General features: G+C 70.8%; 27 protein-coding genes. 15 read left to right on the top strand and 12 right to left on the bottom strand.

Features of this window, described 5'->3' with window-relative positions; all coding sequences use genetic code 11:
• Positions 1-98 precede the first annotated feature (98 nt).
• Positions 99-818 (bottom strand): DICT sensory domain-containing protein, encoded by a 720-nt coding sequence (locus tag AC6RUA_RS04950; protein WP_499814829.1) that lies wholly within the window; start codon positions 816-818, stop codon positions 99-101.
• A 238-nt stretch (positions 819-1,056) separates the two neighbouring features.
• Here AC6RUA_RS04950 and AC6RUA_RS04955 point away from each other — a divergent pair, with 238 nt between their 5' ends.
• The 3 genes from AC6RUA_RS04955 to AC6RUA_RS04965 all read left to right on the top strand — a co-directional run bounded on the left by AC6RUA_RS04955 (position 1,057) and on the right by AC6RUA_RS04965 (position 3,803).
• The gene (locus AC6RUA_RS04955; RefSeq protein ID WP_499815402.1) at positions 1,057-1,503 is read left to right on the top strand and encodes a DoxX family protein; all 447 of its coding nucleotides are present in this window, start codon (positions 1,057-1,059) and stop codon (positions 1,501-1,503) included.
• Between the two features lie 103 nt (positions 1,504-1,606).
• On the top strand, positions 1,607-2,671 hold the full coding sequence (locus AC6RUA_RS04960) for an ATP-NAD kinase family protein (RefSeq protein ID WP_499814830.1): 1,065 nt from the start codon (positions 1,607-1,609) through the stop codon (positions 2,669-2,671).
• A gap of 100 nt (positions 2,672-2,771) precedes the next feature.
• Positions 2,772-3,803 carry a PhoU domain-containing protein gene (locus AC6RUA_RS04965; RefSeq protein ID WP_499814831.1) on the top strand — a complete coding sequence of 344 codons (1,032 nt, stop codon included), beginning with the start codon at positions 2,772-2,774 and terminating at the stop codon, positions 3,801-3,803.
• 44 nt (positions 3,804-3,847) lie between these two features.
• Here the strand turns inward: AC6RUA_RS04965 and AC6RUA_RS04970 are convergent, their stop codons facing one another.
• Both AC6RUA_RS04970 and AC6RUA_RS04975 read right to left on the bottom strand, forming a co-directional pair.
• Positions 3,848-4,207 (bottom strand): DUF7528 family protein, encoded by a 360-nt coding sequence (locus AC6RUA_RS04970; RefSeq protein WP_499815403.1) that lies wholly within the window; start codon positions 4,205-4,207, stop codon positions 3,848-3,850.
• Between the two features lie 151 nt (positions 4,208-4,358).
• Positions 4,359-5,582, bottom strand: coding sequence for an LEA/WHy family protein (locus tag AC6RUA_RS04975; RefSeq protein WP_499814832.1), 1,224 nt, complete (start codon positions 5,580-5,582; stop codon positions 4,359-4,361).
• A 162-nt stretch (positions 5,583-5,744) separates the two neighbouring features.
• On the opposite strand from AC6RUA_RS04975, the gene AC6RUA_RS04980 reads away from it, so the two are divergent.
• The 4 genes from AC6RUA_RS04980 to AC6RUA_RS04995 all read left to right on the top strand — a co-directional run bounded on the left by AC6RUA_RS04980 (position 5,745) and on the right by AC6RUA_RS04995 (position 7,540).
• The gene (locus AC6RUA_RS04980; RefSeq protein ID WP_499814833.1) at positions 5,745-5,927 is read left to right on the top strand and encodes a DUF7525 family protein; all 183 of its coding nucleotides are present in this window, start codon (positions 5,745-5,747) and stop codon (positions 5,925-5,927) included.
• 72 nt (positions 5,928-5,999) lie between these two features.
• Positions 6,000-6,224: a DUF7123 family protein gene (locus tag AC6RUA_RS04985; RefSeq protein WP_499814834.1), complete on the top strand. Its 225-nt coding sequence runs from the start codon at positions 6,000-6,002 to the stop codon at positions 6,222-6,224.
• 76 nt (positions 6,225-6,300) lie between these two features.
• Positions 6,301-6,726: an SRPBCC family protein gene (locus tag AC6RUA_RS04990; protein WP_499814835.1), complete on the top strand. Its 426-nt coding sequence runs from the start codon at positions 6,301-6,303 to the stop codon at positions 6,724-6,726.
• A gap of 1 nt (position 6,727) precedes the next feature.
• A complete protein-coding gene (locus tag AC6RUA_RS04995; RefSeq protein ID WP_499814836.1) occupies positions 6,728-7,540 on the top strand; it encodes a nitrilase-related carbon-nitrogen hydrolase in 813 nt (270 codons plus the stop codon).
• Positions 7,541-7,582: 42 nt separating this feature from the next.
• On the opposite strand, the gene AC6RUA_RS05000 is transcribed toward AC6RUA_RS04995, so the two are convergent.
• Positions 7,583-7,828: a hypothetical protein gene (locus tag AC6RUA_RS05000; protein ID WP_499814837.1), complete on the bottom strand. Its 246-nt coding sequence runs from the start codon at positions 7,826-7,828 to the stop codon at positions 7,583-7,585.
• Between the two features lie 242 nt (positions 7,829-8,070).
• Positions 8,071-9,138, bottom strand: a complete 1,068-nt coding sequence (gene gfo6, locus AC6RUA_RS05005; protein WP_499814838.1) for a D-xylose 1-dehydrogenase Gfo6 — start codon at positions 9,136-9,138, stop codon at positions 8,071-8,073.
• Between the two features lie 525 nt (positions 9,139-9,663).
• On the opposite strand from gfo6, the gene AC6RUA_RS05010 reads away from it, so the two are divergent.
• Positions 9,664-10,107, top strand: a complete 444-nt coding sequence (locus tag AC6RUA_RS05010) for an SRPBCC family protein (protein ID WP_499814839.1) — start codon at positions 9,664-9,666, stop codon at positions 10,105-10,107.
• Between the two features lie 14 nt (positions 10,108-10,121).
• On the opposite strand, the gene AC6RUA_RS05015 is transcribed toward AC6RUA_RS05010, so the two are convergent.
• The gene (locus tag AC6RUA_RS05015; RefSeq protein WP_499814840.1) at positions 10,122-11,651 is read right to left on the bottom strand and encodes an aldehyde dehydrogenase family protein; all 1,530 of its coding nucleotides are present in this window, start codon (positions 11,649-11,651) and stop codon (positions 10,122-10,124) included.
• 173 nt (positions 11,652-11,824) lie between these two features.
• Here AC6RUA_RS05015 and AC6RUA_RS05020 point away from each other — a divergent pair, with 173 nt between their 5' ends.
• Entirely contained in the window at positions 11,825-12,268 is a 444-nt protein-coding gene (locus tag AC6RUA_RS05020; RefSeq protein WP_499814841.1) for a DUF4112 domain-containing protein, read from the top strand.
• Positions 12,269-12,332: 64 nt separating this feature from the next.
• Here AC6RUA_RS05020 and AC6RUA_RS05025 read toward each other — a convergent pair whose 3' ends face one another.
• Positions 12,333-13,205, bottom strand: coding sequence for an RIO1 family regulatory kinase/ATPase domain-containing protein (locus AC6RUA_RS05025; RefSeq protein ID WP_499814842.1), 873 nt, complete (start codon positions 13,203-13,205; stop codon positions 12,333-12,335).
• Positions 13,206-13,350: 145 nt separating this feature from the next.
• Between AC6RUA_RS05025 and AC6RUA_RS05030 the strand changes: the two genes are divergently transcribed.
• Entirely contained in the window at positions 13,351-14,490 is a 1,140-nt protein-coding gene (locus tag AC6RUA_RS05030) for an acyl-CoA dehydrogenase family protein (protein ID WP_499814843.1), read from the top strand.
• A gap of 84 nt (positions 14,491-14,574) precedes the next feature.
• Here the strand turns inward: AC6RUA_RS05030 and AC6RUA_RS05035 are convergent, their stop codons facing one another.
• Positions 14,575-14,709, bottom strand: coding sequence for a ferredoxin (locus AC6RUA_RS05035; RefSeq protein WP_499814844.1), 135 nt, complete (start codon positions 14,707-14,709; stop codon positions 14,575-14,577).
• Positions 14,710-14,876: 167 nt separating this feature from the next.
• On the opposite strand from AC6RUA_RS05035, the gene AC6RUA_RS05040 reads away from it, so the two are divergent.
• Positions 14,877-15,527: a dihydrofolate reductase family protein gene (locus tag AC6RUA_RS05040; protein WP_499814845.1), complete on the top strand. Its 651-nt coding sequence runs from the start codon at positions 14,877-14,879 to the stop codon at positions 15,525-15,527.
• A gap of 127 nt (positions 15,528-15,654) precedes the next feature.
• On the opposite strand, the gene AC6RUA_RS05045 is transcribed toward AC6RUA_RS05040, so the two are convergent.
• A complete protein-coding gene (locus AC6RUA_RS05045; RefSeq protein WP_499814846.1) occupies positions 15,655-16,083 on the bottom strand; it encodes a DUF8048 family protein in 429 nt (142 codons plus the stop codon).
• A 283-nt stretch (positions 16,084-16,366) separates the two neighbouring features.
• Here AC6RUA_RS05045 and AC6RUA_RS05050 point away from each other — a divergent pair, with 283 nt between their 5' ends.
• The gene (locus tag AC6RUA_RS05050; protein ID WP_499814847.1) at positions 16,367-17,359 is read left to right on the top strand and encodes a carbohydrate kinase family protein; all 993 of its coding nucleotides are present in this window, start codon (positions 16,367-16,369) and stop codon (positions 17,357-17,359) included.
• Here AC6RUA_RS05050 and AC6RUA_RS05055 read toward each other — a convergent pair.
• The gene (locus AC6RUA_RS05055; RefSeq protein WP_499814848.1) at positions 17,349-18,626 is read right to left on the bottom strand and encodes an MFS transporter; all 1,278 of its coding nucleotides are present in this window, start codon (positions 18,624-18,626) and stop codon (positions 17,349-17,351) included. The two genes, AC6RUA_RS05050 and AC6RUA_RS05055, sit on opposite strands and share 11 nt — an antisense overlap.
• A 98-nt stretch (positions 18,627-18,724) precedes the next feature.
• Between AC6RUA_RS05055 and AC6RUA_RS05060 the strand changes: the two genes are divergently transcribed.
• Together AC6RUA_RS05060 and AC6RUA_RS05065 are read left to right on the top strand one after the other, a co-directional pair.
• The gene (locus tag AC6RUA_RS05060; RefSeq protein WP_499814849.1) at positions 18,725-19,870 is read left to right on the top strand and encodes a M24 family metallopeptidase; all 1,146 of its coding nucleotides are present in this window, start codon (positions 18,725-18,727) and stop codon (positions 19,868-19,870) included.
• Between the two features lie 120 nt (positions 19,871-19,990).
• On the top strand, positions 19,991-20,809 hold the full coding sequence (locus tag AC6RUA_RS05065; protein WP_499814850.1) for a ZIP family metal transporter: 819 nt from the start codon (positions 19,991-19,993) through the stop codon (positions 20,807-20,809).
• A gap of 60 nt (positions 20,810-20,869) precedes the next feature.
• Here the strand turns inward: AC6RUA_RS05065 and AC6RUA_RS05070 are convergent, their stop codons facing one another.
• A complete protein-coding gene (locus AC6RUA_RS05070) occupies positions 20,870-21,154 on the bottom strand; it encodes a DUF7545 family protein (protein WP_499814851.1) in 285 nt (94 codons plus the stop codon).
• 239 nt (positions 21,155-21,393) lie between these two features.
• On the opposite strand from AC6RUA_RS05070, the gene AC6RUA_RS05075 reads away from it, so the two are divergent.
• Positions 21,394-21,864 (top strand): ester cyclase, encoded by a 471-nt coding sequence (locus AC6RUA_RS05075; RefSeq protein ID WP_499814852.1) that lies wholly within the window; start codon positions 21,394-21,396, stop codon positions 21,862-21,864.
• Positions 21,865-21,883: 19 nt separating this feature from the next.
• Here the strand turns inward: AC6RUA_RS05075 and AC6RUA_RS05080 are convergent, their stop codons facing one another.
• Positions 21,884-22,951 carry an NAD(P)/FAD-dependent oxidoreductase gene (locus AC6RUA_RS05080; RefSeq protein ID WP_499814853.1) on the bottom strand — a complete coding sequence of 356 codons (1,068 nt, stop codon included), beginning with the start codon at positions 22,949-22,951 and terminating at the stop codon, positions 21,884-21,886.
• Positions 22,952-23,109: the final 158 nt, after the last annotated feature.

The following is a 23,109-nucleotide window of genomic DNA, read 5'->3' on the forward strand; positions in this document are numbered from 1 at the left end:
CGGTCGTCGGAGGAGTATTCGCGCCAGCCATCATAAGCAGTCTGACTAGATAACCCAGAGACACGCTCTGAACGGCTCGGAGGCGTTCCGGGAGCCGTTCAGGCCGTGGCGAGGTACCGCTCGCACAGGTGGTCGACGACGCGCCGGACGATGGCGGGGTTGTACGTCCAGAACCCGTAGAACGCGCGTTCGTCCGGGCCGCCGCGTTCCTCGGCGAGTAAGGCGCAGGCGTCCTCGGGGGCGCCGTCGCCGTCGTAGACGACGAACCACGACTCGCGTATCTCGCGGGTGTCCTCCTGGTGGACGGTGACGCCGGGGATTTCCGGCACGTCCGGGTCCGGCGCGCAGTAGACGTGGATGTCGAGTCGCTTGGTGGCGAGGTCCTCGTAGACGCCCTTCTGCGCGCGTAGCGCGGCGGTTCGCTGGAACCCGGCGTGGAGTTCGCCCGTCCCCTTGCGCCACGCGCGGTCCTCCATCTCGCGCGTGGCGGCGAGCATCTGGTCCACGTCGTAGGAGGTGAACGTCGTGTCCGCGAGGTGTTCGAGGACGGCCGAGAACCGCCGTCGCTCGCCGATGCCCGCGACCGGCGACCCGTCGAGTTCGGACAGGTCGACGGCGGTCAGCACCACGTCGTCGCTCTCGTCGGACAGCACGGCGTAGCCCGCCAGGTCGCTGTCGCTCTCGCCCACCTCGATGCGGACCTGCTGGGAGGCGAAGTACTCGCGCAGTTCCGCCACGACGTCGTCCGACGGGGGGTCGAACACCGTCAACCGCTTCTCACGCCCCTCGACGCTTTCGATGACGTCCCGGAGTGACATTGGGTCGGTGTGAGTACTCCCCCCACGGTAATAACTCTGTCATACGGCCGCTCCCTCCGGACCGGAGGTCGGTCGACGGAGTGGCGACGATTCCGGCACGGATGGCCGACAACCGGCCCAGCGTCCGACCTCCACGGGGGAACCCTCCACCGACGGTCGGGGCCGGTGACGCGGACGTCACCCGGTTACCCCAATATCAGGGAAGTGATAAGTGAGCGCGCCGCGTACCGACGAGCGGATGAATACGAACCTCATTCTGCAAGGGTCCGGCCTGTTCGACGGGCCGGGTGCGGCCGAGGTGTTCCTCCTCGGTCGCCTCGTCTTCGGCCTCGTCGTCGCGTTCACGGGCGTGAACCACTTCCTGAACACCGACCACATGACCGGCTACGCGGAGGCGAAGGGGCTCCCGATGCCGCGCGCGGGCGTGCTCTTCTCCGGGGGCCTGCTGTCGCTCGGCGGTCTCGCCGTCGTCGTCGGCGCGTTCCCGACGCTCGCCGCCGGCGGCATCGCGCTGTTCATGCTCGCCTCGGCGTTCGTGTTCCACGACTTCTGGGCCGCGCCCGAGGACCGGACGGAGACCGAGATGAACCAGTTCCTCAAGAACGTCATGCTGTTCGGCACGTCGCTCGTGCTGCTCGGCCTCTCGAACGTCGCGTGGCCGTACGCGGTGTCGCTGTCGCTGTGAGCCGGAATCGGCGCTGAAACGCGCGGTGACGCTCCGCCCGCCGCGTCGTCCCGCGAGACGCGTCTCCGGCGCGTTTTTGTCGCCGCCGTCCGCGACCACACGCATGCGCATCGGGTTCGTTCTCAACCCCATCGCGGGCATGGGCGGTCGGGTCGGCCTCAAGGGGACCGACGGGAAAGTCGACGAGGCGCGCGCCCGAGGGGCGGAACCGCGCGCGCCCGACAGGGCCCGCCGCGCGCTGACCGCGCTCCGCGAACGCGCCCCCGACGCGACGCTCCTCGCGTGGGACGACCCGATGGGCGCCGGCGAGGCGCGGGCGGCCGGCTTCGACCCCGAGGTGCTCGGCGGCCCCGACGGTCCCGACACCGACACCGCGGACACCGTCGCCGCAGTCGAGGCGTTCCTGGAGGCGGGCGTCGACCTGGTGCTGTTCGTCGGCGGCGACGGCACCGCCGCCGACGTGGCCGAGGTCGTGGCGGACGGCGAGACCCCGATGCTCGGCGTCCCCGCGGGCGTGAAGGTGTACTCGTCGGTGTTCGCCGTCTCGCCGGAGGACGCCGCCTACGTCGCCGCCACCTTCGAACGGACCGAGCGGCGCGAGGTGATGGACATCGACGAGGACGAGTACCGCGAGGGCGAGGTCCACCCCGAACTCCGGGCGGTGGCGTTCGTGCCGGTGGCGGAGGCGCTCCAGTCGTCGAAGCAACTCGGCGGCGGCACCGTCCAGTCGCTCGCGGAGGGGGTCGCGGACGACGTGCGCGCCGGGGCCGGGCGGACGTGGGTGCTCGGCCCGGGGTCGACCGTCGGCACCGTGAAGGACGAACTCGGCTTCGAGGGGTCGCCCATCGGCGTCGACGTCTACCGGGACGGTGAGGTGCTCGTCCGCGACGCGACGGAGGCGGAGATACTCGACGCGCTCGGCGAGGACAACGTCATCGTGGTCTCGCCCATCGGCGGGCAGGGGTTCGTATTCGGCCGCGGCAACCCCCAACTCTCCCCGGCGGTCATCCGGCGGTGCGACGTCGATATCGTCGCCTCGCGCGACAAACTCGACGCCCTCCCCGTGCTCCGTGTCGACACCGACGACCCGGAACTCGACGCCGACCTCCGGGGCTGGGTGAAGGTCCGGGTCGGGAAGTTCGAGCGCCGGATGATGAAGATAGTCTGAGCCGGGCGTCGACCGTCACCTAAGATAAGGATGAATTCGTACTGGTGTGTATAATCACCAGGGGGATAGGGTTAAGGTAGTTCAAGGGCGTATCCCGCGTATGGAAACCCGGAAGGTACAGCGGCTGGGACCGTCGACGCTCGCGATGACGCTCCCGGCGGAGTGGGCGAAAGAGCAGAACGTGGAGAAGGGCGACGAGGTGTCGCTCCGGATGGGGGGGAAGGGGACGCTGACCGTCCTTCCGGAGTCCGCGAGCACCGAGGACGTCGAGGCCACCCTCCAGGCGGACAACCTCGACGCCGACGCACTCGAACGCGCAATCCTCGCGCAGTATGTCCTCGGGCGCCGGGTCATCAACATCACCACCGAGGAGGGGGCGCTCGACTCGGACCACATCAACGCGGTGTACAAGGCCGAGACGCAGTTGATGGGACTGGGCGTCATCGAGGAGACGCCCGAGAACATCGCCATCCGGTGCTCGGTCGACCCCGAGGACTTCACGCTCGACAACCTCCTCGAACGCCTGGAGAACACCGGCAGTACCATGCGGGGCGAGGCGGTGAAGGCGCTCGCGCACGGCAACCCCGACATGGCACAGCGAGCGCTCAACCGCGAGCGGCAGGCGAACAAGATATTCGTCCTCCTCCTCCGTCTCATCTTCACCGCCTACCAGAACCCGAACCTCGCGCGCGCGGTGGGGCTGGACTCGGGCTTCCCGCTCATCGGTTACCGCTCGGTCGCGAAGAACCTCGAACTCATCGCGGACAACGCCGAGGACATCGCCGACATCGCGATGGCGGCCGACGGCCACACCCTCGGCGTGGAGTCGTCCACGATGCGGCGCATCCGGGAGTTCACCGACCAGGTCGACGACATCACGGTGATGGCGGTGCAGGCCGTCGTCGAACGCGACTACGCGCTCACCATCGAGTGCCGGTACCTGTTCCGCGAGCTGAAAGACCGGGAGGACGACATCCTGGCGGACCTGCCCGAGATGGAGAACGAGCGGCTCCTGCAGGTGCGCGAGGTGCTGGTCAGCCTCCAGGAGACCGCGCAGTACGCCATGCGCATCGCCGAGATCGCGGCGAACCTCGCGCTCAACGAGGAGAACGAGTACGTCACCATCGAGTGAGCGGAGGGTGACGCGGCCGGCAGGCTCGACGGACCGAGTCGCGCTCAGTCGTCCTCCGCGTCTCCCGCCTCTTTGCGCGCGCTCAGCGGGTTCCGCCGCTCGATGGAGCAGTCGAAGGCCGGGTGCTCCGCGAAGTGGCGGATGAGCATGTGCCGGCGCGACCCGGTGATGCCCGTCCGCCCGACGTCCTCGGCGGTGAACGCCGTGGGCAGGCGGTCGTACAGCCGACGCAGGTCGTCGAACGAGGAGAACACCTTGGCGTTGCCCGCCGAGTCGGCGGCCTTCCGCGACACCACGTAGCTCCCGTCGGCGCGGTACTCGCCGGCGGTTCGGAAGAACTCGCGTCGTTCGGTGAGGGCGTCGCCGATGGCGGCCTGCAGGTCGGCGGCGGTCGCCCGACTCAGTTCGTAGGTGCGTCCGTCGACGTCCAGCAGGACCGTATCGCCGTCGGTCGACACGGAGACGTCACCGTCCGAGAACTCGATCAGGAGCGGGGAAACTCCGGGGCATACGGCGAGGTGCGGCCCCCTGCGGTAAAGCGTTGTCGGCGCGTGGTTAACACCGAACACACGACCCGAGCGCGAGCAGACCACCGTCGTCGGTAGTCGTCCCGCCAGCGGGCGTTCGAGTGGGAGTGGGTGACGGCGCCGGCGTAGCGGTGTCGGTTCCGGCCTCCCCGTCGTCCCCCGGCGTGGTCGTCGCCGCCGGGGCGTCCGTGGCTCCGCCGGGCGTGTCGGTCCCGTCCGTCGCGCCGGTCCCCGCGCCGTCGTCGCTCCCCGATTCGTCCGCCGTGGACTCGCGCCTCCCGTCGACGGCGTCGCTCGACTCGTTCTTCGTTCCGAACAGGTCCGTCTCTATCGTTCGATTGAACTCGTCGAGTTCGACGCGCCGTTCGCCCGCGCCGACCGCCGAGAGGTCGACGACGAGGTAGAACTGCATCCGGAGTTCCGACACCTGGTTCGCCCGCAGGTGCGAGACCCACCACTCGTCGAGTCGCTGGGTCCGGATGACCGTCGTCGCCCGCACGGGCACCGTCTCGCCCGGCGGGACGACCGCCGTACGACCCGTGCTCCCGTTGCCCACCGCGACGTCGTTCATCGCGACGTCGTAGCCGACTTCCGAGAGTGGAACCGGGTACGTCTTCGGGTTGTGGAGGAACAGCGTCATCTCTACCTCCGTCCGCTCCTCGTTCACGGTTCCCCACTCCGCGTCGGTACGTTCGAGGTACAGCACCGGGTCCTCGACGACCGGAGAACCCGCGTCGAGCGGTCGGCGCTCCTCCGTCCGGAACGCCTCGATGACGCCGGTGTCGACGTCGCGGGTGACGTCGGGCGCTTCGACCGTCCGGCCGAGCAGCGAGGAGTGCGCGCTCGCGCTCACCCGGAGGTCGGTGTGTTCGCCGTTCCGGACGTGGCTCACCCACCACAGGGGAATCTTCGAGTTGTTCATCGCCGTCGTGAACGCGAGCGTCGTGTTCCCCGTCCCGACCTCGATTCCCTCCTTCGTTCCGGACGCCATCCGGACGTCGTTCATCGACACCGCGTGCGTGACTGTCGCCCCACCGAGACGGACGCCGACCGGGTTCGGGTTGGCGAGCGTGAGGGTCGTCTCGACGACCGACCGCTCCTCGGTGACCTCGCCGAACCGGTTCTCGACGCCGACGACCGACGGCGCACCCACGACGCCCAGCAGGAACGCGCCTCCGACCGCCCCGAGGAGCAGCGTGACCACCGCTGCCCCGACCCTCACCGTCGATGCGACCCCCCGCGACTGGCTCATGACCGCCCGATTCGACGGTCGGTGGAAAAATCTGGCCCGCCGGTTCGCCGAACCGATAACTGCGGGTCACGCCGCCGGCACGTTCGGCCGAGCGAGCGGGGAACGGCGGTGCCGGCGGCCCGACTCAACAAAGGCTAAGTGCGCGCCGGTGAAGCGTCGGATATGGCTACCGAGACCGCCGCCAGCGACATGGGAATCGGACTCGCGCTCGCGCTCAGCGCGGGCGTCCTCGTGGGTGTCGGGTTCATGTTCGTCGGCGCCACGCAGGTCATCAAGGCGTGGGGGTTCGCGCTCGCGATGCTCGCGGCCACGCTCGCGGTGGTCGCCGTCCAGGCGTTCGACTGACCGACGGAACCCGACGCCCGGGTCGCGCGTAAAGCGTTAAGCCGACGGGCGTCCAATAGCGTCCAACGAGCGATGACGGACTACACCGACGAGGAGAAGCGTATTCTCTCGTACCTCCGCGACAGCGTCTCGCGCGGCGAGGAGTACTTCCGAGCGAAGAACATCGCGGAGGCCATCGGCCTCTCCGCGAAACAGGTCGGCTCGCGGCTTCCCCGCCTCTCGGAGAAGTCCGACGAGATGGAGATCGAGAAGTGGGGGCGCGCCCGTTCGACGACGTGGCGCGTCGAACTCTCCTGACGCCGTCCGCCCGGGGGACGCGAGCGCAACCGGTCTCCTTTTTCACATCCAATCCGTACCACGGAGCGAGCCACCGATGACCGTGCGCGTGAGCAGGGAGTTCGTCTTCGACGCACCGCCGGAAGCCGTCTGGGAGTTCATCGCGGACCCCGCGAAGCGCGCCGCGGCCATCAGCGTGGTCGACGACTACGAACTCCACGGCGAGCACGCCGCTACCTGGCACGTCCGCCTCCCCATCCCCGTCGTCCGCTCGACCATCGCCGTCGAGACGGAGGACGTGGAGCGCGACCCGCCGCGGTACGTGAAGTTCACCGGCAAGTCGCGGGCGTTCCGCGTGACGGGCGAACACACCATCGAGGACGCCGAGGGCGGGACGCGACTGCGGAACGAGTTCGTCGTCGACGGGCGACTCCCGGGCGTCGAGACGTTCTTCGAGCGGCAGTTCGGGGACGAACTCCGGAACCTCGAGGCCGCGCTGCGGGCCGACCTGGAGGGGAAGTGAGGTGCGACTCGCGCTCGCGCAGTTGGCCGTCGATGAGGCGTCCCCGCGGGCGAACCGCGAGCGGGCGCTCGGCGCGGTGGCGGCGGCCGCCGACCGGGGTGCGGACCTGCTCGCGCTCCCGGAACTGTGGAACGTCGGCTACTTCGCGTTCGAGGCGTACGCCCGCGAGGCGGAGGCGCTGACCGGGCCGACGCTGACTGCGCTGCGCGACGCCGCCGTCGACCACGGACTGGCGCTGCTGGCGGGGAGCGTCGTCGAGGACCTCGACGCCTCCGCCGCCGACGGCGTGGACGTGCCCGTCGACGGGGGATTGGCGAACACAGCGGTCCTGTTCGACGCCGAGGGGGAGCGACGCGCGGTCTACCGGAAACACCACCTGTTCGGCTACGAGTCGGCCGAGACGCGGCTACTCACGCCCGGGGAGGGACTCCCCGTGGTCGACTTGTACGGGTTCGGTGTCGGCGTCACGACGTGTTACGACCTCTGGTTCCCGGAGCAGTTCCGCGCGCTGTGCGACCGGGGTGCGACGCTGGTGCTCGTCCCGAGCGCGTGGCCGTACCCCCGGGTCGAGCACTGGCGGACGCTCCCGCGGGCGCGCGCCATGGAGAACCTCACGTACGTCGCGGCGGTCAACGGGTCCGGGACGTTCGACGACGCGGAACTGCTCGGGCGCTCGACGGTGTACGACCCGTGGGGAACGACGCTCGCGTCCACCGGCGACGACCCCGCGCTCGTGACCGCGGACCTCGACGCCGACCGGGTCGCGTCGGCCCGGGAGGAGTTCCCGGCGCTGCGCGACAGGCGCGACTACTGAGACGGGAGAACAGCGGGTGCAAAACGCTCGAGAGCGCCTCGTTCACTCGACGTAGTGGACGAACACCGTCCGCCGTCCGCCGAGCGCGTGACAGAGTCGCTCGCGGACGTCGGGCGCGAGGTCGACGTGCGCGAGCGGCGTCTCCTCGACGGCGAGGAGACGGCCGACGACGTCCCCGGACAGCACCTCGCCGGGGTCGCCCAGTCGTTCGGTACGGACGTATCGCCGCGGTTCGTCGAGGAGACCGGAAGCGCCGCCGAGGAGCGCTTCGGCCCGCACCCGGACCATACCCGCCCCGTTCTCGCTCCCGGACAATAGCCGTTGCGCCCCCGACCCGTCGGGTCGTTGTCGGAGGGTTTATACGGCGAACGCCACAACGACCGTACGCCGACGAACCGACGCTTTTCTCGTCGTGAGTCGGCAGACAAACTCCGCCGCGCCACTCCGCCGCGACTCATCGCCCACGGCGCGCCCGTGACCAGGGGTCCGTCGCGGGGCGCCACACACCCGCCTCCCGCCTTCGCGTGACATCAACCGTCGAGCGACACGCGTCGTCCGTCCGCCGCCGACTCGTACACGGCGGTCAGCGCGCGAACGTCGGTCACCCCGTCGGCACCGTCCGGTTCGATTCTCTCCCCCGTCAGCAGCGCGTGCGCGAAGTAGTCGAACTCCTCGCGGGTCTCGTCTCTCCCGACCCCGTCGAGTTCGACGCGCCCCTCGTCTGTCTCGACGACGACGTGGCGGTCGGCCGCGGGTTCGAACGCCGACCGGACCGTGAGGCGGCCCTCGCTCCCCTGGACGGTGAGTTCGGTGTTCGGGTACCCCGAGAAGGAGGCGGAGAACTGGCCGACGACGTCGCCGAACGACACCCCGAAGTCGACGTGTTCGTCGACGTCGTCGAACGCCGCCCCCGTCGAGCGAGTGTCGCCCCACACCGCGACGGGGTCGGCGTCGAGCAGGAACCGGGCGGTGTTGAGCGGGTAGACGCCGACGTCGAACAGGGCACCGCCGCCCGCGAGAGCCGCGTCGAGTCGCCACTGGTCGGGGCCTCTCGACCCCGCGAGCACGGGGAACGTGAAGTCGCCCGACGCACGCACCGGGTCGCCGAGTCCGCCGGCGCGGACGAACGACCGGAGGCGACGCACCACCGGGTCGGTCTGCATCCGGTAGCCGGTCATCAGCGGGACGCCGGCGTCGGCACAGGCGGCGGCGAGTTCGTCGGCTCGCTCGACCGTCGTCTCCAGTACCTTCTCGCACAGCACGGCCTTCCCGTGTACCGCCGCCGTCTCGACGCGCGGGAGGTGGAGCCGGGTGGGCGTCGCCACGTACACCGCGTCGTACTCGTCGGCCGCCTCGCCGGCCGCGTAGGCGTCGTAGTCGAGCGTCGTGACCCCGCGTGCGTCGGCCAGGTCGTCGCGCGTCTCCGCGTTCCCGCTGACCGCCACCGTGGGCGTACAGTAGTCGGCCGCCTCCATCGCCGGCAGGGAGACGGTTCGCGCGTAGTTCCCGCAGCCGACGACCGCCATCCGAACCGTCCCCTCCGGGGCCGGGTCGGTCTCCCAGTCGCGCTCCGTCTCCGCGAACACCCGTTCGAGCACGTCGCACGGCTCGACGCGAGCACGCAAAAACCGCCCGCCGCGTCGAGAATCAGTCGCGAAAATCGGGGGCGAACACTCAAGTGTCGGCCCCCCTCCGAAGCAGGTACCGCGGACCGGACCGCCGCACCGTCGGCCGTTCCCGACCGAACGGCCACCGCCGGCCGGTCCCTTCCCCAGGGGGACCGACCGCGCTCGGGACCGTTCCTGGCCCGACTTCGGTCCGGCCCGCGGGCCGCGGATTTCCCGCGGCGCGCGCGGACGCCGGCGCCCTCCGGTGACGGCCACCCGGCCCATCCACCGGCGTGTAGCCGGCCGGGCACCGCTTCCGCTCCCACTCCCGGTCCCGGCCGTCGCGCCGGCCCCGCGCGACGACATGCACAGACCGTACCGGACGCGAACTGAGCAGACCGCTCCGGGGGTTTCGGACACCACGCCACGCGATATCGAACGGGAGCGGAACGGATGCGACTCCTTTCGGACCGGCCCGACGAGACCGTTAGGTGTCGAGCCGCCGTAACTGTCCGTATGCGCGTCATCAGGACCGAACGCGACGTCTACGCCCCGCCCGCGGCCGTCTGGACGACGCTGACCGACCTCGACGCCTATCCCGAGTGGAACCCGCACGTCGTCGCCGCCGAGGGGGAACTCGCGGAGGGTGAACGGCTCCGACTGACCGTCAGGACGAACGGTCGCGAGCGGACGCTCCGGGCGACGGTCGCCGCCGTCGACCCGCCGACCCGGCTGGAGTGGGTCGCGCGCGTCGGCGGGGGCGTGCTGTTCGAGGGGAGACACACGTTCGAGTTGACCCCGCTCGATGGCGACCGGACGCGGCTGTCGAACCGCGAGTCGCTCTCCGGACTGCTCGTGCGGTTCGTCGTCCCCGGGAACGTGGAGTCGAACTACCGGGGGATGAACGACGCGCTCGCCGGCCGCGTCGAGGGAGGAACCGACCCGGGCAGCGGTGCGTAGCCGGCGGAGCCGGTCTACTCCTCTCTGGTCTTGATGTCGGCCGACAGCCCCTGCGCCATCTCGATGTCGTAGCTGTTGTTGAGCGTCCACGCCGTCCGCTCGGTCACCGCCTCGATGACCTCCCGCGCGCTCGGGTAGCCGTTCCCCGACTTCTTCACGCCCCCGAACGGCAACTGCACCTCCGCCCCGATGCACGGCAGGTTCCCGTACGACAGCCCCACCTCCGCGTTGTCGCGGTAGTAGTTTATCTGCCGGTAGTCCTCCGAGATGATGGCCCCAGCCAGCCCGTACTCCGTGTCGTTGTGGATCTCCACCGCCTCCTCGATGTCCCCCGAGTACTCGAGGAGAGCGACGTGCGGCCCGAACACCTCCTCGTGGGTGCACCGCAGGTCCGCGTGCGCGTCCGCCTCGTACACGAACGGCCCCACCCAGTGGCCGCCCTCGTGCCCGTCCGGAATCTCCTCGGCACCCAACTCCGTCCGGTCGACCAGCACGTTCACGTCCTCGTCCTTCGCGAGTTCGTTGTACTGCGTGACCTTCTCGACGTGGCCGGACTCGATGAGCGGTCCCATGAACGTGTCCTCTTCGAGGGGGTCGCCCACCGCGACGTCCGCGGCGATGTCGACGAACCGCCGCTTGAACTCGTCGTACACGTCCTCGTGGACCACGAGGCGCTCGGAGGAGACGCAGCGCTGGCCGGTCGTCTTGAAACTCGACATCACCGCCGAGTGGATGGCCGTGTCCAGGTCCGCGTTCTCCGTGACGACGATGGCGTTCTTCCCGCCCATCTCACACGCCGCCAGTTTGCCGGGTTCGCCGCCCACTTTCGACGCTATCTCCTGGCCGACCTCCGCGCTGCCCGTGAAGAGGACGGTGTCGACCCGGTCGTCCTCGACGATGGCGTTGCCGGTGTCGCCGAACCCCTGGACCATGTTGAACACGCCGTCGGGGATGCCGGACTCCTCGAACATCTCGGCGATTATCTGCCCGCACCAGGGGGTCTGTTCGGCGGGCTTCCAGACGACGGTGTTGCCCTCGACGAGCGAGACGGCCATGTGCCAGAACGGGATGGCGACGGGGAAGTTCCACGGGGTGATACAGCCCACGACGCCCCGGGGCTTGCGGCGCATGTACGCGTCTTTGCTGGGGATTTCCGAGGGGACGACGTCGCCTTTGGGGTGGCGGGCGTCGCCGGCGGCCCACTCGACCATGTGCCACGCCTCGGTCACGTCGGCCTTTCCCTCTGAAATCTCCTTGCCGCACTCCTTGGTGACGATTTCGCCCAACTCGTCGTGGCGGTCCTTGAGTTCGTGGTAGATGTCCCAGAGGTACTCGGCGCGGTCGATGTGCGAGAGGTCGCGCCACTGTTCGAACGCCTCCTCGGCCTCGGCGAGTGCGGCGTCGACGTCCGCCTCGGTCCCGCGGCGGAACGTGCCGAGCGACTCGCCGGTGGCGGGGTTCTCGCTGTCGAAGGTGTCGTCGCCCTCGCCGTCGGTCCACTCGCCGCCGATGTAGTGTTGGTACGCGTCGGTGTCGGAACTCATAGGCAACGCTTGCTCGACGCGCGTGATATATGTGCGGGAAGCTGCCGCGCCGAACCGGTACCGCAACCGCTCGCCCGTCGGTGACGACGACGGGGTGAGCGGGTCGGAGACCGGTAACGAGCCGGCCCGTACTAGCCGCCAGCCTCTTCTGCATCAGGCGTCGTCTTGGGGACATGGACGACACAGTCGACGACCACACGATGGACCTGCCGAACACGGCCGACGAGGCGGCGCTGCGCCGTGTGAAGACGGTCGCGCGTCTGATGGACGAGGCGGTACGCGTCCCCGGGACCGACTTCCGTATCGGCCTCGACCCGGTCCTCGGCATCGTACCCGGGGCTGGCGACCTGCTCTCGGGCGCGGTGTCGCTGTACATCGTCGCGGAGGCGGCGTACCTCGGCGTCCCGCTCAACACCGTCGTCAAGATGCTCGCGAACGTGGCCGTCGACGCCGCCGTCGGCTCCATCCCCGTCGTCGGCGACGTGTTCGACGCGGTCTGGAAGGCGAACAAGCGGAACGTCGAGGAGATCGAGGCGTTCCTCGCCGGCGGCGCGACCGAGACGGTCGACGACGGCGACGACGGTCCGGTCACCATCGACGTGACCGACTCCGAGTAACGTCGCGGAACCTCGCGGACCCCCGGGTCGCCGCCGACCGCGGACGGGCGCGACTCCGACCGGCCTACACGGTCCCGGTGGTGTCGCCGTTCCCGGCCGCGTCCTCGGTGGCGCGGCGCTCGATTTCACCCTTCAGCCCCGGCGCGTCGAAGTCGTGGTCCGGGCGGATGTTGACGAAGTCCAGGTACTCGCGAGCGCCCAGCAGGTCGTCGACCGGGTACGCGGCGCGGGCGGCCGCCACGGCGTCGCGCGCACCGATGAGCGGTGCGAGCGCCGCCAGCCCGCACGCCAGGTCGTACCGGCGCGCGGACTCGGAGGCGAGCCCCGACGGCGGCGGTCGCTCCCCGTTCGCCTCGTCGCCGCGGACGTTGGTCGCGTCGATGAAGTAGAGGTCGCCGTCGAGGATGAGCACGTTCTCCGCGCGCAGGTCGCCGTGCGCCAGTCCGTGGTCGTGGAGCGTCGCGAGCGTGCGGAACAGGGTCGGCGCGAGCGCCCGTTCGCGTTCGACGTCGAGTTGGTCGAGCGGGCGGAACTCGGGGAGGTACTCCAGCACGAGTACCCCGAGGCCGTCCACCTCGAACGCCTCGACCGGGTCGGGCGCGTTGACCCCGATGGCGCGCATCCGCTCGGTCGCGGCGAGTTCGTGTTCGGCCATCTCGTACGGCGTCCCGAAGTGCTCGAAGAACCCCTCGGTCCCCGCCGAGAACGCGCCGATGTTGCGACCGGCGGTGAACAGCGCGTGGACCAGCGAGTTCTGGCGCGTGACCACCTTCACGAAGTACTTCTCGTCGAGGACGAACGGCGTCGAGAGCCAGTTGTCCGCGTCGAGGAACCGGACGTGCGCCGTCTCGTCGCCGTACCGGGCCGCCACCTCGCGGACCACCGCCTCGAGGCGGGGCCAGTCGACGTTGCCGCGGACGAGTCGGCGCAGCTCCATCGGTCACTGTGACGCTCCGTACCACAATAAACCTCCTCGCCGGCCGACCGACGGGCGCCACGGCGCGTTCGGACCGCCGGAGCCGCCGGGTCGGCGAGGGGCGAACTCCGCGCACTTTATCACCCGCACGTCGCAAAATTCGCCTATGGATTTCGACCTGCCCGGGGAACACCGCATGGTCCGCGACCAGGTGCGGGAGTTCTGCGAGGAGGAGATAGCCCCCATCGCGCAGGACATCGAGGACGAGCACCGCTTCCCCGCGGAGGTGTTCGACGCTCTCGCCGACCTCGACGTGATGGGCGTGCCCGTCGACGAGGCGTACGGCGGACTCGGCGGCGACCAGTTGATGTACGCGCTCGTCACGGAGGAACTCGGACGCGTCTCTGGCGGCGTCGGCCTCTCGTACGCCGCGCACGTCTCGCTCGGGAGCAAGCCCATCGACCTGTTCGGCACCGACGAGCAGAAGGAGACGTGGCTCCGCCCGCTGGCGGAGGGCGAGGGCATGGGGGCGTGGGCGCTCACCGAACCCGGGTCGGGGTCGGACGCCTCGAACATGGAGACGACCGCCGTGCGCGACGGCGACGAGTGGGTGCTGAACGGGACGAAGCAGTTCATCACGAACGCGAGCGTGGCGAACTCCGTGCTCGTGAAGGCGGTCACCGACCCCGAGGCGGGCTACGACGGCATCTCGACGTTCATCGTCGACCCGGACGACGACGGGTTCGAGGTGACGACGGTCTGGGACAAGATGGGGCTGAACAGCTCCCCAACCTGCGAGATACGCCTCGACGACGTGCGCCTCCCCGCCGACCGCCTGCTCGGCGCGGAGGGCGAGGGGTGGACCCAGACGATGAAGACGCTCGACGGCGGGCGCATCTCCATCGCCGCGCTCTCGACGGGGCTCGCGCAGGGCGCCTACGAGGCCGCGAAGTCGTACGCGGGCGAGCGCGAACAGTTCGGCCGGCCCATCGCGAAGTTCGACGCCATCCGCGACAAACTCGTCGGGATGTACCGCAAGACCGAGCGGGCGCGCCTGCTCACCCACAAGGCCGCGACGCTGTACGACGAGGGCGAGTCGGTCACGCGGGAGTCGGCGCTGGCGAAACTCGACGCCAGCGAGGCCGCCCGCGAGGTGGCGGAAGACAGCGTGCAGGTGCTCGGCGGCTACGGCTACACGACCGACTTCGCCCCCCAGCGCTTCTACCGCGACGCGAAGTTGATGGAGATCGGCGAGGGCACCTCCGAGATTCAGCACGTCGTCCTCGGCCGACAGCTCGGCCTCTGAGACGACCGGCGTCGGCGTTCGCGGCGCTCGGCCGGACGGAAGAACGGAGAACTCGACCCGTCGCCGTGCGAGCGACGCCGGACGTTACGCCACGTTCCGACAGGGCTCGGCGCACCGGGGCAGGATTTCGGCGCACCACTCGCCCACCTCGGCGGCCTCGATGCAACTGTCGACGCACGCGTCCATCTCGTCGCGCAGGCCGGTCCGTTGGACTGCCATCGCACGCTAACCGACGGGCGGGTCGTTCTTCCTCTCTCTTGGCAAGAACCTTCGAAGTCGACCGCCGGGTCGTTTCGGTTCGGTAGGTCGTCTCCCCGTCTCCCCACCGGTACGCCCCCTGAATCGGTTGGGTGTTTTTACCGTCGCTCGGACGTAGTACGGTACCGATGCACGTGGTCGTCCACAACGCGGCGAGCGTCGACGGTCGCATCGACGCGTTCGTTCCGGACGTGGGACTGTACTACGAACTGGCGGGAACCTGGGACGCCGACGCCCACCTCGTCGGCGCGGATACCCTCATCGAAGGTGCGGGCGACGACACCCCCGACCCCGGTACCGGACCGGCGGACGAGGCCGACAGTGGGTCTGGCGACGCCCCCCTGCTCGTCGTCACCGACAGCCGTGGACGGGTGTCAGGGTGGCGCGACGTCCGAGCGCAACCGTACTGGAGCGAGGTGCTGGTGCTCTGCTCGGAAACCACTCCCACGGAGTACCTCGCCGACCTCGAACGGGCGGGAGTGTCGCACGCCGTCGCCGGCGAGGACAGGGTCGACCTCCGGGTCGCGCTCGACCTGCTCGCCGACCGCGGGGTCGAGACCGTCCTCGTAGACAGCGGCGGGACGCTCAACGGGGCGCTCCTCCGGGCCGGGCTGGTGGACGAGGTGAGCGTCCTCGTCCACCCCGTGGCGGTCGGCGGGACGGTGGCGCGGTCGTTCGTCCGGGGACCCGACCCCGACGACGGACCCACGGAACTGGAACTGCGCGCCGTCGAACGACGCGACGGCGTCGTGTGGCTCCGGTACGCGGTCGTCGAGTAGACCGCCCCGTCGGCGTTACGATTCGAAATCCGAACCCAGTAGACGACGGGTTCGAGACCTCGCCTCGGCGGTCCCGACGCGAGGGGCCACCGGGCCGAGCGGAACCGTCGCGTCCGCGCGGCGGCGGTCACGCGTCGCGCGCGTTCACGCCCGCTTCCCCGTCCGGCTCGCCGGCCACGAGCACCAGCGGGTCCCAGTCGCCGTGGTCGGCGACGCCCGTCGCCGCGAGGAACGCCCGCCGGTGGACCGTCCGGACTGCCGCCCACGCCGGCCCGTCCGGGTCGCAGTCGAGCGACGCCGCGAACGCCGGGAGGACGTGCGGCGGGACGAGGAGGTAGTACGCGTCGCCCTCGCGCGCCACGAGCGGGTCGTGACCGAACGCGCGCCGGTACTCGAAGACGAGGTCCGCGACCCCGGGGTACGCGCGGACGGAGTCGAGTTGCCGCGCGAGGAGCGTCCCGACGGCGTCGGCGCCGACGCCGTGCTCGCGGGCCGCGAGGGTGACGTGGTCCGCCAGCGCCGACGGAACGGCGCTGCTCTCCGTAGGGTCCGACACGGGCGCCGCTACGCCCGCTGTCGACATGAGCGGTCCGGTGTGACGCGTCTGCGCGAAGCAGCGCCGGACGCGACGGTGACGTCCCGCGTCCGGTGGGTCGAAGTGGGTCCGGGTCGGGGTGGAATGTGAGTATGCACACGGGACACAGGCGCCCCCCGAGGGGACCGGTCCGGGTCGGCGGCGTCCGACCCGGGGAGCGAGCGGGTCGGCTCGACCGGGGACGGCGAGCGCGGACCGACCGGGAGACTCGGCCGACCGTCGACCGGCCGAGCGGGGTGGGACAGTGAGGCTCGTCGTCGGCGAGTGTATCGTGGACCTCCACGCCGACGCCACCGGCGGCGTCGGGTCGGCCGAGACGTACCGCCGTCGGGCCGGCGGCGCGCCCGCGAACGTCGCGGTGGGGCTGGCCCGACTGGGAGAGCCGCCGGGGCTGTGGACCCGCCTCGGGACCGACGGGTTCGGGGAGTTCCTCGCCGACACCCTCGCGTCCGAGGGTATCTCCGGGGAGTTCCTCACGCGCGACCGGGACGCCCCGACGGGCCTGGCGGTCGTCGGCCGCGACGCCGACGGCGACCGCTCGTTCTCGCTGTACCTGGAGGGGACCGCGAGCGTCCGCCTCGACGCCGGGACGGTGGACGACGACGCACTCGCGCGGGCGGACTGGCTCCACGTGGGCGGGGTCGAACTCGCGCACGAACCCGGGCGCTCGGCCGTCCTCGACGTGCTGGAACGCACCCCCGAGGAGACGGTCGTCTCGTTCGACCCGAACGCGCGACAGCGGCTCTGGCGGACGTTCGACTACGGCGAGACGCTCGCGCGCGTCCTCCCGCTGGTGGACGTGGTGGTCGCGTCCCCCGAGGACCTCCGCCCGGCGGGGTACGAGGGCGACGCGCCGGCGCTCGCGCGCGCGCTCTCGGACGACGGTCCCCACACGACGCTGGTGACCCGCGGAGAGGCGGGCGCGTACGGCTACGCGACGGCCGCCGCCCCGTGGGGCCCGGCCGAGGCCGAGCACCCGGGGTTCGACCCCGACGTGGTCGACACGACGGGCGCCGGCGACGCGTTCACCGCCGGCGTCATCGCGGCGCTGGACCGTCCCCGCGGCGGGGACGAGGCGTCCGCGGCGAGGGACGCCGCGGCGGACGGGGCGGACGGAAGCGACCTCGCGGCCGCGCTCCGGTTCGCGAACGCCGTCGCCGCCACCTCGACGACGGCCGAGGGAGCGATGACGGCGCTGCCGACGCGGGCGGAGGTCGAGCGGTTCCTCAGCGACTGACGAGCAGGAGACCGACGCCCGCGAACACGAACGCCGCCGCGAGCGTGAACGCGGGGAGGTAGCCGGCCGCCTCCGCGACGGCCCCCCCGAGGGCGTTGCCGACGCCGCCGGCCAGTCCGCCGAGCGCCGCCTGCAGGCCGAACGCCTCCCCGCGCGTCGCGTCGTCGGCGAGGCGGGTGACGAGTCCCGTCGTGGTGACGGCGATGACGGCCCACGTCGCGCCGATGAGCGCGAACGCGACGCCGTACGCCGGGAACAGCAGTGCGACCGCGGCGGAACCGACGAGCGCGACGGCCGGCAACAGGAGACCGCGCGTCGCCAGCGCGACGGACTGGAGGCGGGCGGGCGCGACGCGACGGACGAGTCGGCCGGCCGGCGCGTAACAGACCGCCGAGGCGAGGTTGCCGGCGACGTACACCCCGAACACCGCCCCCTCGCTCAGGTCCGTCCGCAGGTACGCCGGGACCGGCCCCCAGAAGACGGCGAAGCCGAGCGAGAACGCCGCGACGGTGAGCAGGTAGCGCCGGAGCCCCGACGGGAACCGGGCGAACGAACGCCGTCCCCGCCGGAACGAGACGAGCGACCAGTAAATTCGCGTGGGACCGTACACGCTCGCGCGGAGGACGCGCCCCGCCCCCCAGCCGCGCGGCTCCAGCCGGCGGAACACCCGGCGGAAGAACTCGGGGTCGGTCCGGGGGTGTTCGGGGTACCAGAGCCGCGCGAGCAGGAGTCCGACGCCGGCCGTACCCGCGAGGACGCCGAACAGGAGCCGCTGTCCGGCGAGCGGACCGACACCCAGCCGGGGCGCGAGCGCGGTCCAGGCCGTCCCGAGGAGGAGGCCGCCGAGCCAGCCGTACCCCTGGAACGCGTTGAGCCGGGCGATGCGGGCGTCCCACTCGGCGGTCGGCGCACCCTCGACGACGATGAGGTTCAACACGGGCGCGGCGGCCGCGACGGCGAACCAGAGCCCGGCGTTCAACAGCAGGACGACCGCCGGCGAGGCGGTCAGCGGCACGAGCGCGAGCGTCCCCGCGGTCGCCGCGAGCGCGACCAACACGAACGGCCGGCGGCGGTTCGTCCGCGCGGCGAGCCGTCCCCACAGCAGCGCGCCCGGAACGCCGACCAGCGCGGCGGTGGCGCCGAGCAGCCCGACGAACGCCGGGCTCGCGCCGAGCGCGATTGCGTACAGCGGAACGAGAACGGACGCCCCGCCGACGGCGGCGTAGCCGACCCCCCACGCGACGAGCCAGCGGTCCTCGTCGTTCACGGGCGAGCGTGACGGGGGAACGGTGTAGGCGTTGCGGAGACGGCGAGGGGGTGGGCGCGGACCGAGGCTTGATTGCGCCCGGTGGGGAACTGGTGGGCATGAGCGACGACCCCCCCTACGAGCGGCGGACGCGCGAGGCCCAGCGACTGCTCGCCGCGCGCGGCGCCGACTGTCTCGTCTGCTTCCCGAGCACGAACCTCCGGTACGTGTCGGGGTTCGACGAACACCCGGGCGAGCGTCACCTGTTCCTGTTCGTCCCCGCGGCGGCCGGCGCGAGCGACGACGCCGAGACGCCCGACCCGGTCTTCCTCGTGCCGACCATGTACCGCGAACAGGTCGACGCCGAGTCGTGGGTGACCGACGTGCGGACGTGGGACGACGACGCCGACCCGGTCGCCGCCGTCGAGTCCGTGGTCGCCGACCTCGGACTTCCAGACGACGCGCGCCTGCTCGTGGACGACACGATGCACGCCCGGTTCACGCTCGACCTTCGGCGGGCGCTCCCCGGCGCGAGTCTGGGGCTGGCGAGCGAGGCGCTGGCGGACCTGCGGGTCCGCAAGGACGACGCGGAACTCGACGCGCTCCGACGGGCGAGCGAGGCGGCCGACGCCGCCCTCACCGACCTGCGGGAACTGGGGTCGGACGCCGTGGGCACGACCGAGGCGGACCTGGCGTCGTACGTCGAGGAACGACTCGCCGCCCACGGCGGGACGGGCACCGCCTTCGACACCATCGTCGGGTCGGGACCGAACGGCGCGATGCCCCACCACGCACACGGCGACCGGGAGATACGCGCGGGCGAACCGGTCGTCCTCGACTTCGGGACGCGCGTGGACGGCTACCCGTCCGACCAGACGCGGACGCTGGTGTTCGACGGCGAGCCGAGCGCCGAGGCGCGCGAGGTCCACGCGCTCGTCTGCGAGGCCCAGGAGACGGCCGTCGGCGCCGTCGAACCCGGTGCGACGGCAGCGGACGTCGACGCCGCCGCCCGGCGAATCATCGAGGCGGGGGGCTACGGCGAGGAGTTCGTCCACCGGGCGGGCCACGGCGTCGGCCTCGACGTCCACGAGGAGCCGTACGTCGTCGCGGGCAACGACCGCGAACTGGAGCCGGGGATGGTGTTCAGCGTCGAACCCGGCGTCTACCTCCCCGGCGAGTTCGGCGTCCGGGTGGAGGATCTCGTCGTCGTCACCGAGAACGGCTGCGAACGGCTGAACCACACCGACCACGGCTGGCACTGCTGAGCGCCACGGCAGGGGAGATATCAGATTCCAGTCGTTCGAGTCACCGGACCACGTGGGTTTCGGCCTGCCTAAATTTATCACCTGCGTGATGTTTATGGGTCCGACACCCCTACCCGGAGTATGGTCTCGCTGGGCGCGTTCGCGTTCGTCTTCGCGGCCGGGTTCGTCACCGCGCTCGCGACGGGGCTCGGGGCGCTCCCGTTCTTCCTGTTCGACGACATCAGCGACCGATGGAACGTCGGCCTGTGGGGGCTCGCGTCGGGCATCATGCTCGGCGCGTCGCTGTTCGGGCTGGTGTCGGAGGGGCTGGCGTACGGCACGCTCGCCGACCTGGGTATCGGCCTCCTCGCGGGCGTCGCGCTCGTGGTCGTCGCGCACGAACTCATCGAGGGCGCGGAGGTCAACCCCCGGACGTACGAGGAGGCGGACTACCGGAAACTGCTGCTCGTCCTGGGGGTCCTGACGGTCCACAGCTTCCCCGAGGGCGTCGCCGTCGGCGTCTCGTTCGCGGAGTTGGGCGTCGGAACCGACCCCGCCGTCGGGTTCGCGCTGTTCGGGTTCACCGTCCCGCTGCTCGCGGTGTTCATGACCGTCGCCATCTCGATTCACAACGTCCCAGAGGGGGTGGCCATCTCCATCCCGCTGCGCTCGATGGAGGTGTCGAACTGGCGGATGGTCTGGTGGGCGGTGTTCTCCTCGCTCCCCCAGCCGCTGGGTGCCGTCGTCGCGTTCTACTTCGTCACGCTCGCGCGACGGTTCCTCCCCATCGGGTTCGGGTTCGCGGCGGGGGCGATGATATACCTCGTGCTCACGGAGTTCATCCCCGAGGCGAGGGAACTCGGCGCGGACCTGCCGGGCGGCGGCCGGCGGGAACTCGTCGCCGGTATCGCCGTCGGACTGGGCGCGATGGTGCCGCTGCTCGCGGTCACGTCGGTGTGAGAGCGCGCGCCCGACGGGAGAACGGGGCGCTCGAGTCGACCGCGGGGCGCTACGGACTCCTCAGTGGGAGTGACCCATCGCTTCCTCGAGGCTCTGCCCGAACCGCTCCTCGAACAGTTCCTCGGCCTTCTCGTTGATCTCGGCGACGTCCTCGGGCGTCTCGCCCTGGCTGTGGTGCGCGATGGCGTGCGCCTGCTGTGCGAACGCCTGGAGCACCACGTCCGTGATGACGTGGGTCGGCTCCTCGCCCGGTTCGGCCATCAGGTCCACGAGGCCCGCGGGGAGTTCGACCGTGTCGCTGTCGCCGTCCGGTCCCTCGACGGTGTACGTCTCGGTGTCGACCATACCCGCCCGTCGGAAGCGAGACGTAAAGGTCCGCCGTCTCGGTGCGTCGTCGGGGCGGAACGTAACCGGCCGCCACCCCCGGTCGAGCGGCCGGCCAGTTGTTCCATCCGGGACGCCGGCTTCGGGACGCGATACCGACCAACTACGGGGAGAACCTCCGATTTCCGCGGCGTGCGATACCCTAACAAAGCCCTCCGAGCGCGTCCGGACGTTCGCCCGCCGCACCCGGCGGGACGACCATGACGACAGCCGAGGAGAACGAGCGACTGTACCGTCGCTTCACGGAGGAGGTGTGGAACGAACACGACTACGACGTCATCGACGAACTCGTCGCGGACGACTACGTCCTCCACGACTCGTCGATGCCGGACGGGACCGAGTGGCCCCGCGGCCCCGAGGGGTATCGGCAGATGGCCGAGGGGGGAGAGGACGTGATCGACGGACCGGTCGAGATAGACCAACTCGTCGCGACGGACGAGTTCGTCACTGCGCGGTTCACCGTGCGGAGCACCTACGGTGGGGGGATGCCGGGCGTCGAACCGTCGGACGAGGAGGTGACCGTCACGGGGATGGAACTGGTCCGCTTCGAAGACGGGAAGATGGCCGAATCGTGGCAGGGGTTCGATACGTTCTCCCTGCTCGCGCAACTCGGTGCGCTCCCCGAGGAAATCAGGGCCGCCGCGTCGTCCCCAGTCGAGGCCGAGGACTGAACGAGGCTCGCGGGCCCGCTCAGTCGTCGCTCTCGGCGGCCGCCGGTTCCGCCCCGGTCGCGTCGGCGCGGGCCTGTTCTTCGAGGTAGTCGTCGGCGTCCATCGCCGCCTTGCAGCCCATGCCGGCCGCGGTGACGGCCTGCTGGTAGTGGTAGTCGACCACGTCGCCCGCGCCGAACAGGCCGGGGACGCCCGTCTCCGTCTGCCCCGCGCCGTGGCCCCCCCTCGTCTCGATGTACCCCTCCGCGTCCAGTTCCACGCCCGTGTCGGCGAGGTAGTCGGTGTTGGGCGTGTGACCGATGGCGTAGAACACCGCGCCCACCTCGAACTCCCACTCCTCCGTCTCGGGGTCGTCGAGGCGGTCGGTCGGGTGCCCCGCCGGGTTCCGGACGAGCGTGACCGACTCGACGCCGTCCTCGCGGCTGCCGTGGAGTTCGGTCACCTCGGTGTTGCGCATGAGTTCGATGTCGCCCGCCTCGACGTGTTCCATCACCCGGTCGACCCAGTAGTCTTCCGCGCGGAACTCCTCGCGGCGGTGCGCGAGGTACACCGTGTCCGCGAACTTGGTGAGGAAGCTCGCCTCCTCCATCGCGGCGTCACCACCGCCGACGACGAGCATGTCCTCGCCGCGGAAGAACGCGCCGTCGCAGGTGGCGCACGTCGAGAGGCCGTACCCCATGAGTTCATCCTCGCCGGGGACGCCGAGCGTCCGCGCGGACGCGCCCGAGGCGGCGATGACCGCGTCGGCGGTGTAGACGTCGCCGTTCGTGAGTTCGACGCGGAACGGGCGCGAGGAGTCGTCCACTCGCGCGACGATACCGTTCTTCACCTCGGCACCGAACCGCTTCGCCTGCTCTTTGGTCGCGGTGATGAACTCGGCACCGTTGATGCCCTCGGGGAAGCCGGGGAAGTTCTCCACCTCGGAGGTGAGCGTGAGCTGTCCGCCCGGTTCGTCGCCCTCGAACACCAGCGGGTCGTTGTTCGAGCGGGCGGCGTAGATGGCCGCCGTCAGCCCCGCCGAGCCGGTGCCCGCGACGATGAGTCTTCGGTGTTCCACGGTGTCGGAAGCGTCGGAGGCGTCACTCATTGGGTAGGCTTACTCCGTTCGCCGGTATGTACGTTGTGCTGTCCGGACGCCCGCACGCACGGTCGCCCGGTCGTCACGGTCCAGTGGGGTCGCTGGGGTGTCGACGCGACGGGGCCAGTCGAAGCGTTCAGGGTGGCGACGGCGAGACTCCGAACGAG

This window comes from Halorarum sp. SLYT50 (assembly GCF_059821265.1).

Coding starts and splice junctions, on each gene's coding strand:
- AC6RUA_RS05030 (WP_499814843.1), top strand. CDS start 13,351: ATGGATTTCGACCTGCCCGGGGAACACCGCATGGTCCGCGACCAGGTG.
- AC6RUA_RS04960 (WP_499814830.1), top strand. CDS start 1,607: ATGCGCATCGGGTTCGTTCTCAACCCCATCGCGGGCATGGGCGGTCGG.
- AC6RUA_RS05020 (WP_499814841.1), top strand. CDS start 11,825: ATGGACGACACAGTCGACGACCACACGATGGACCTGCCGAACACGGCC.
- AC6RUA_RS05065 (WP_499814850.1), top strand. CDS start 19,991: ATGGTCTCGCTGGGCGCGTTCGCGTTCGTCTTCGCGGCCGGGTTCGTC.
- AC6RUA_RS04965 (WP_499814831.1), top strand. CDS start 2,772: ATGGAAACCCGGAAGGTACAGCGGCTGGGACCGTCGACGCTCGCGATG.
- AC6RUA_RS05060 (WP_499814849.1), top strand. CDS start 18,725: ATGAGCGACGACCCCCCCTACGAGCGGCGGACGCGCGAGGCCCAGCGA.
- AC6RUA_RS05070 (WP_499814851.1), bottom strand. CDS start 21,154: ATGGTCGACACCGAGACGTACACCGTCGAGGGACCGGACGGCGACAGC.
- AC6RUA_RS05010 (WP_499814839.1), top strand. CDS start 9,664: ATGCGCGTCATCAGGACCGAACGCGACGTCTACGCCCCGCCCGCGGCC.
- AC6RUA_RS05000 (WP_499814837.1), bottom strand. CDS start 7,828: ATGGTCCGGGTGCGGGCCGAAGCGCTCCTCGGCGGCGCTTCCGGTCTC.
- AC6RUA_RS04980 (WP_499814833.1), top strand. CDS start 5,745: ATGGCTACCGAGACCGCCGCCAGCGACATGGGAATCGGACTCGCGCTC.
- AC6RUA_RS04985 (WP_499814834.1), top strand. CDS start 6,000: ATGACGGACTACACCGACGAGGAGAAGCGTATTCTCTCGTACCTCCGC.
- AC6RUA_RS05080 (WP_499814853.1), bottom strand. CDS start 22,951: ATGAGTGACGCCTCCGACGCTTCCGACACCGTGGAACACCGAAGACTC.
- AC6RUA_RS05040 (WP_499814845.1), top strand. CDS start 14,877: ATGCACGTGGTCGTCCACAACGCGGCGAGCGTCGACGGTCGCATCGAC.
- AC6RUA_RS05035 (WP_499814844.1), bottom strand. CDS start 14,709: ATGGCAGTCCAACGGACCGGCCTGCGCGACGAGATGGACGCGTGCGTC.
- AC6RUA_RS04950 (WP_499814829.1), bottom strand. CDS start 818: ATGTCACTCCGGGACGTCATCGAAAGCGTCGAGGGGCGTGAGAAGCGG.
- AC6RUA_RS04955 (WP_499815402.1), top strand. CDS start 1,057: ATGAATACGAACCTCATTCTGCAAGGGTCCGGCCTGTTCGACGGGCCG.
- AC6RUA_RS05075 (WP_499814852.1), top strand. CDS start 21,394: ATGACGACAGCCGAGGAGAACGAGCGACTGTACCGTCGCTTCACGGAG.
- AC6RUA_RS05015 (WP_499814840.1), bottom strand. CDS start 11,651: ATGAGTTCCGACACCGACGCGTACCAACACTACATCGGCGGCGAGTGG.
- AC6RUA_RS05025 (WP_499814842.1), bottom strand. CDS start 13,205: ATGGAGCTGCGCCGACTCGTCCGCGGCAACGTCGACTGGCCCCGCCTC.
- AC6RUA_RS04990 (WP_499814835.1), top strand. CDS start 6,301: ATGACCGTGCGCGTGAGCAGGGAGTTCGTCTTCGACGCACCGCCGGAA.
- AC6RUA_RS04975 (WP_499814832.1), bottom strand. CDS start 5,582: ATGAGCCAGTCGCGGGGGGTCGCATCGACGGTGAGGGTCGGGGCAGCG.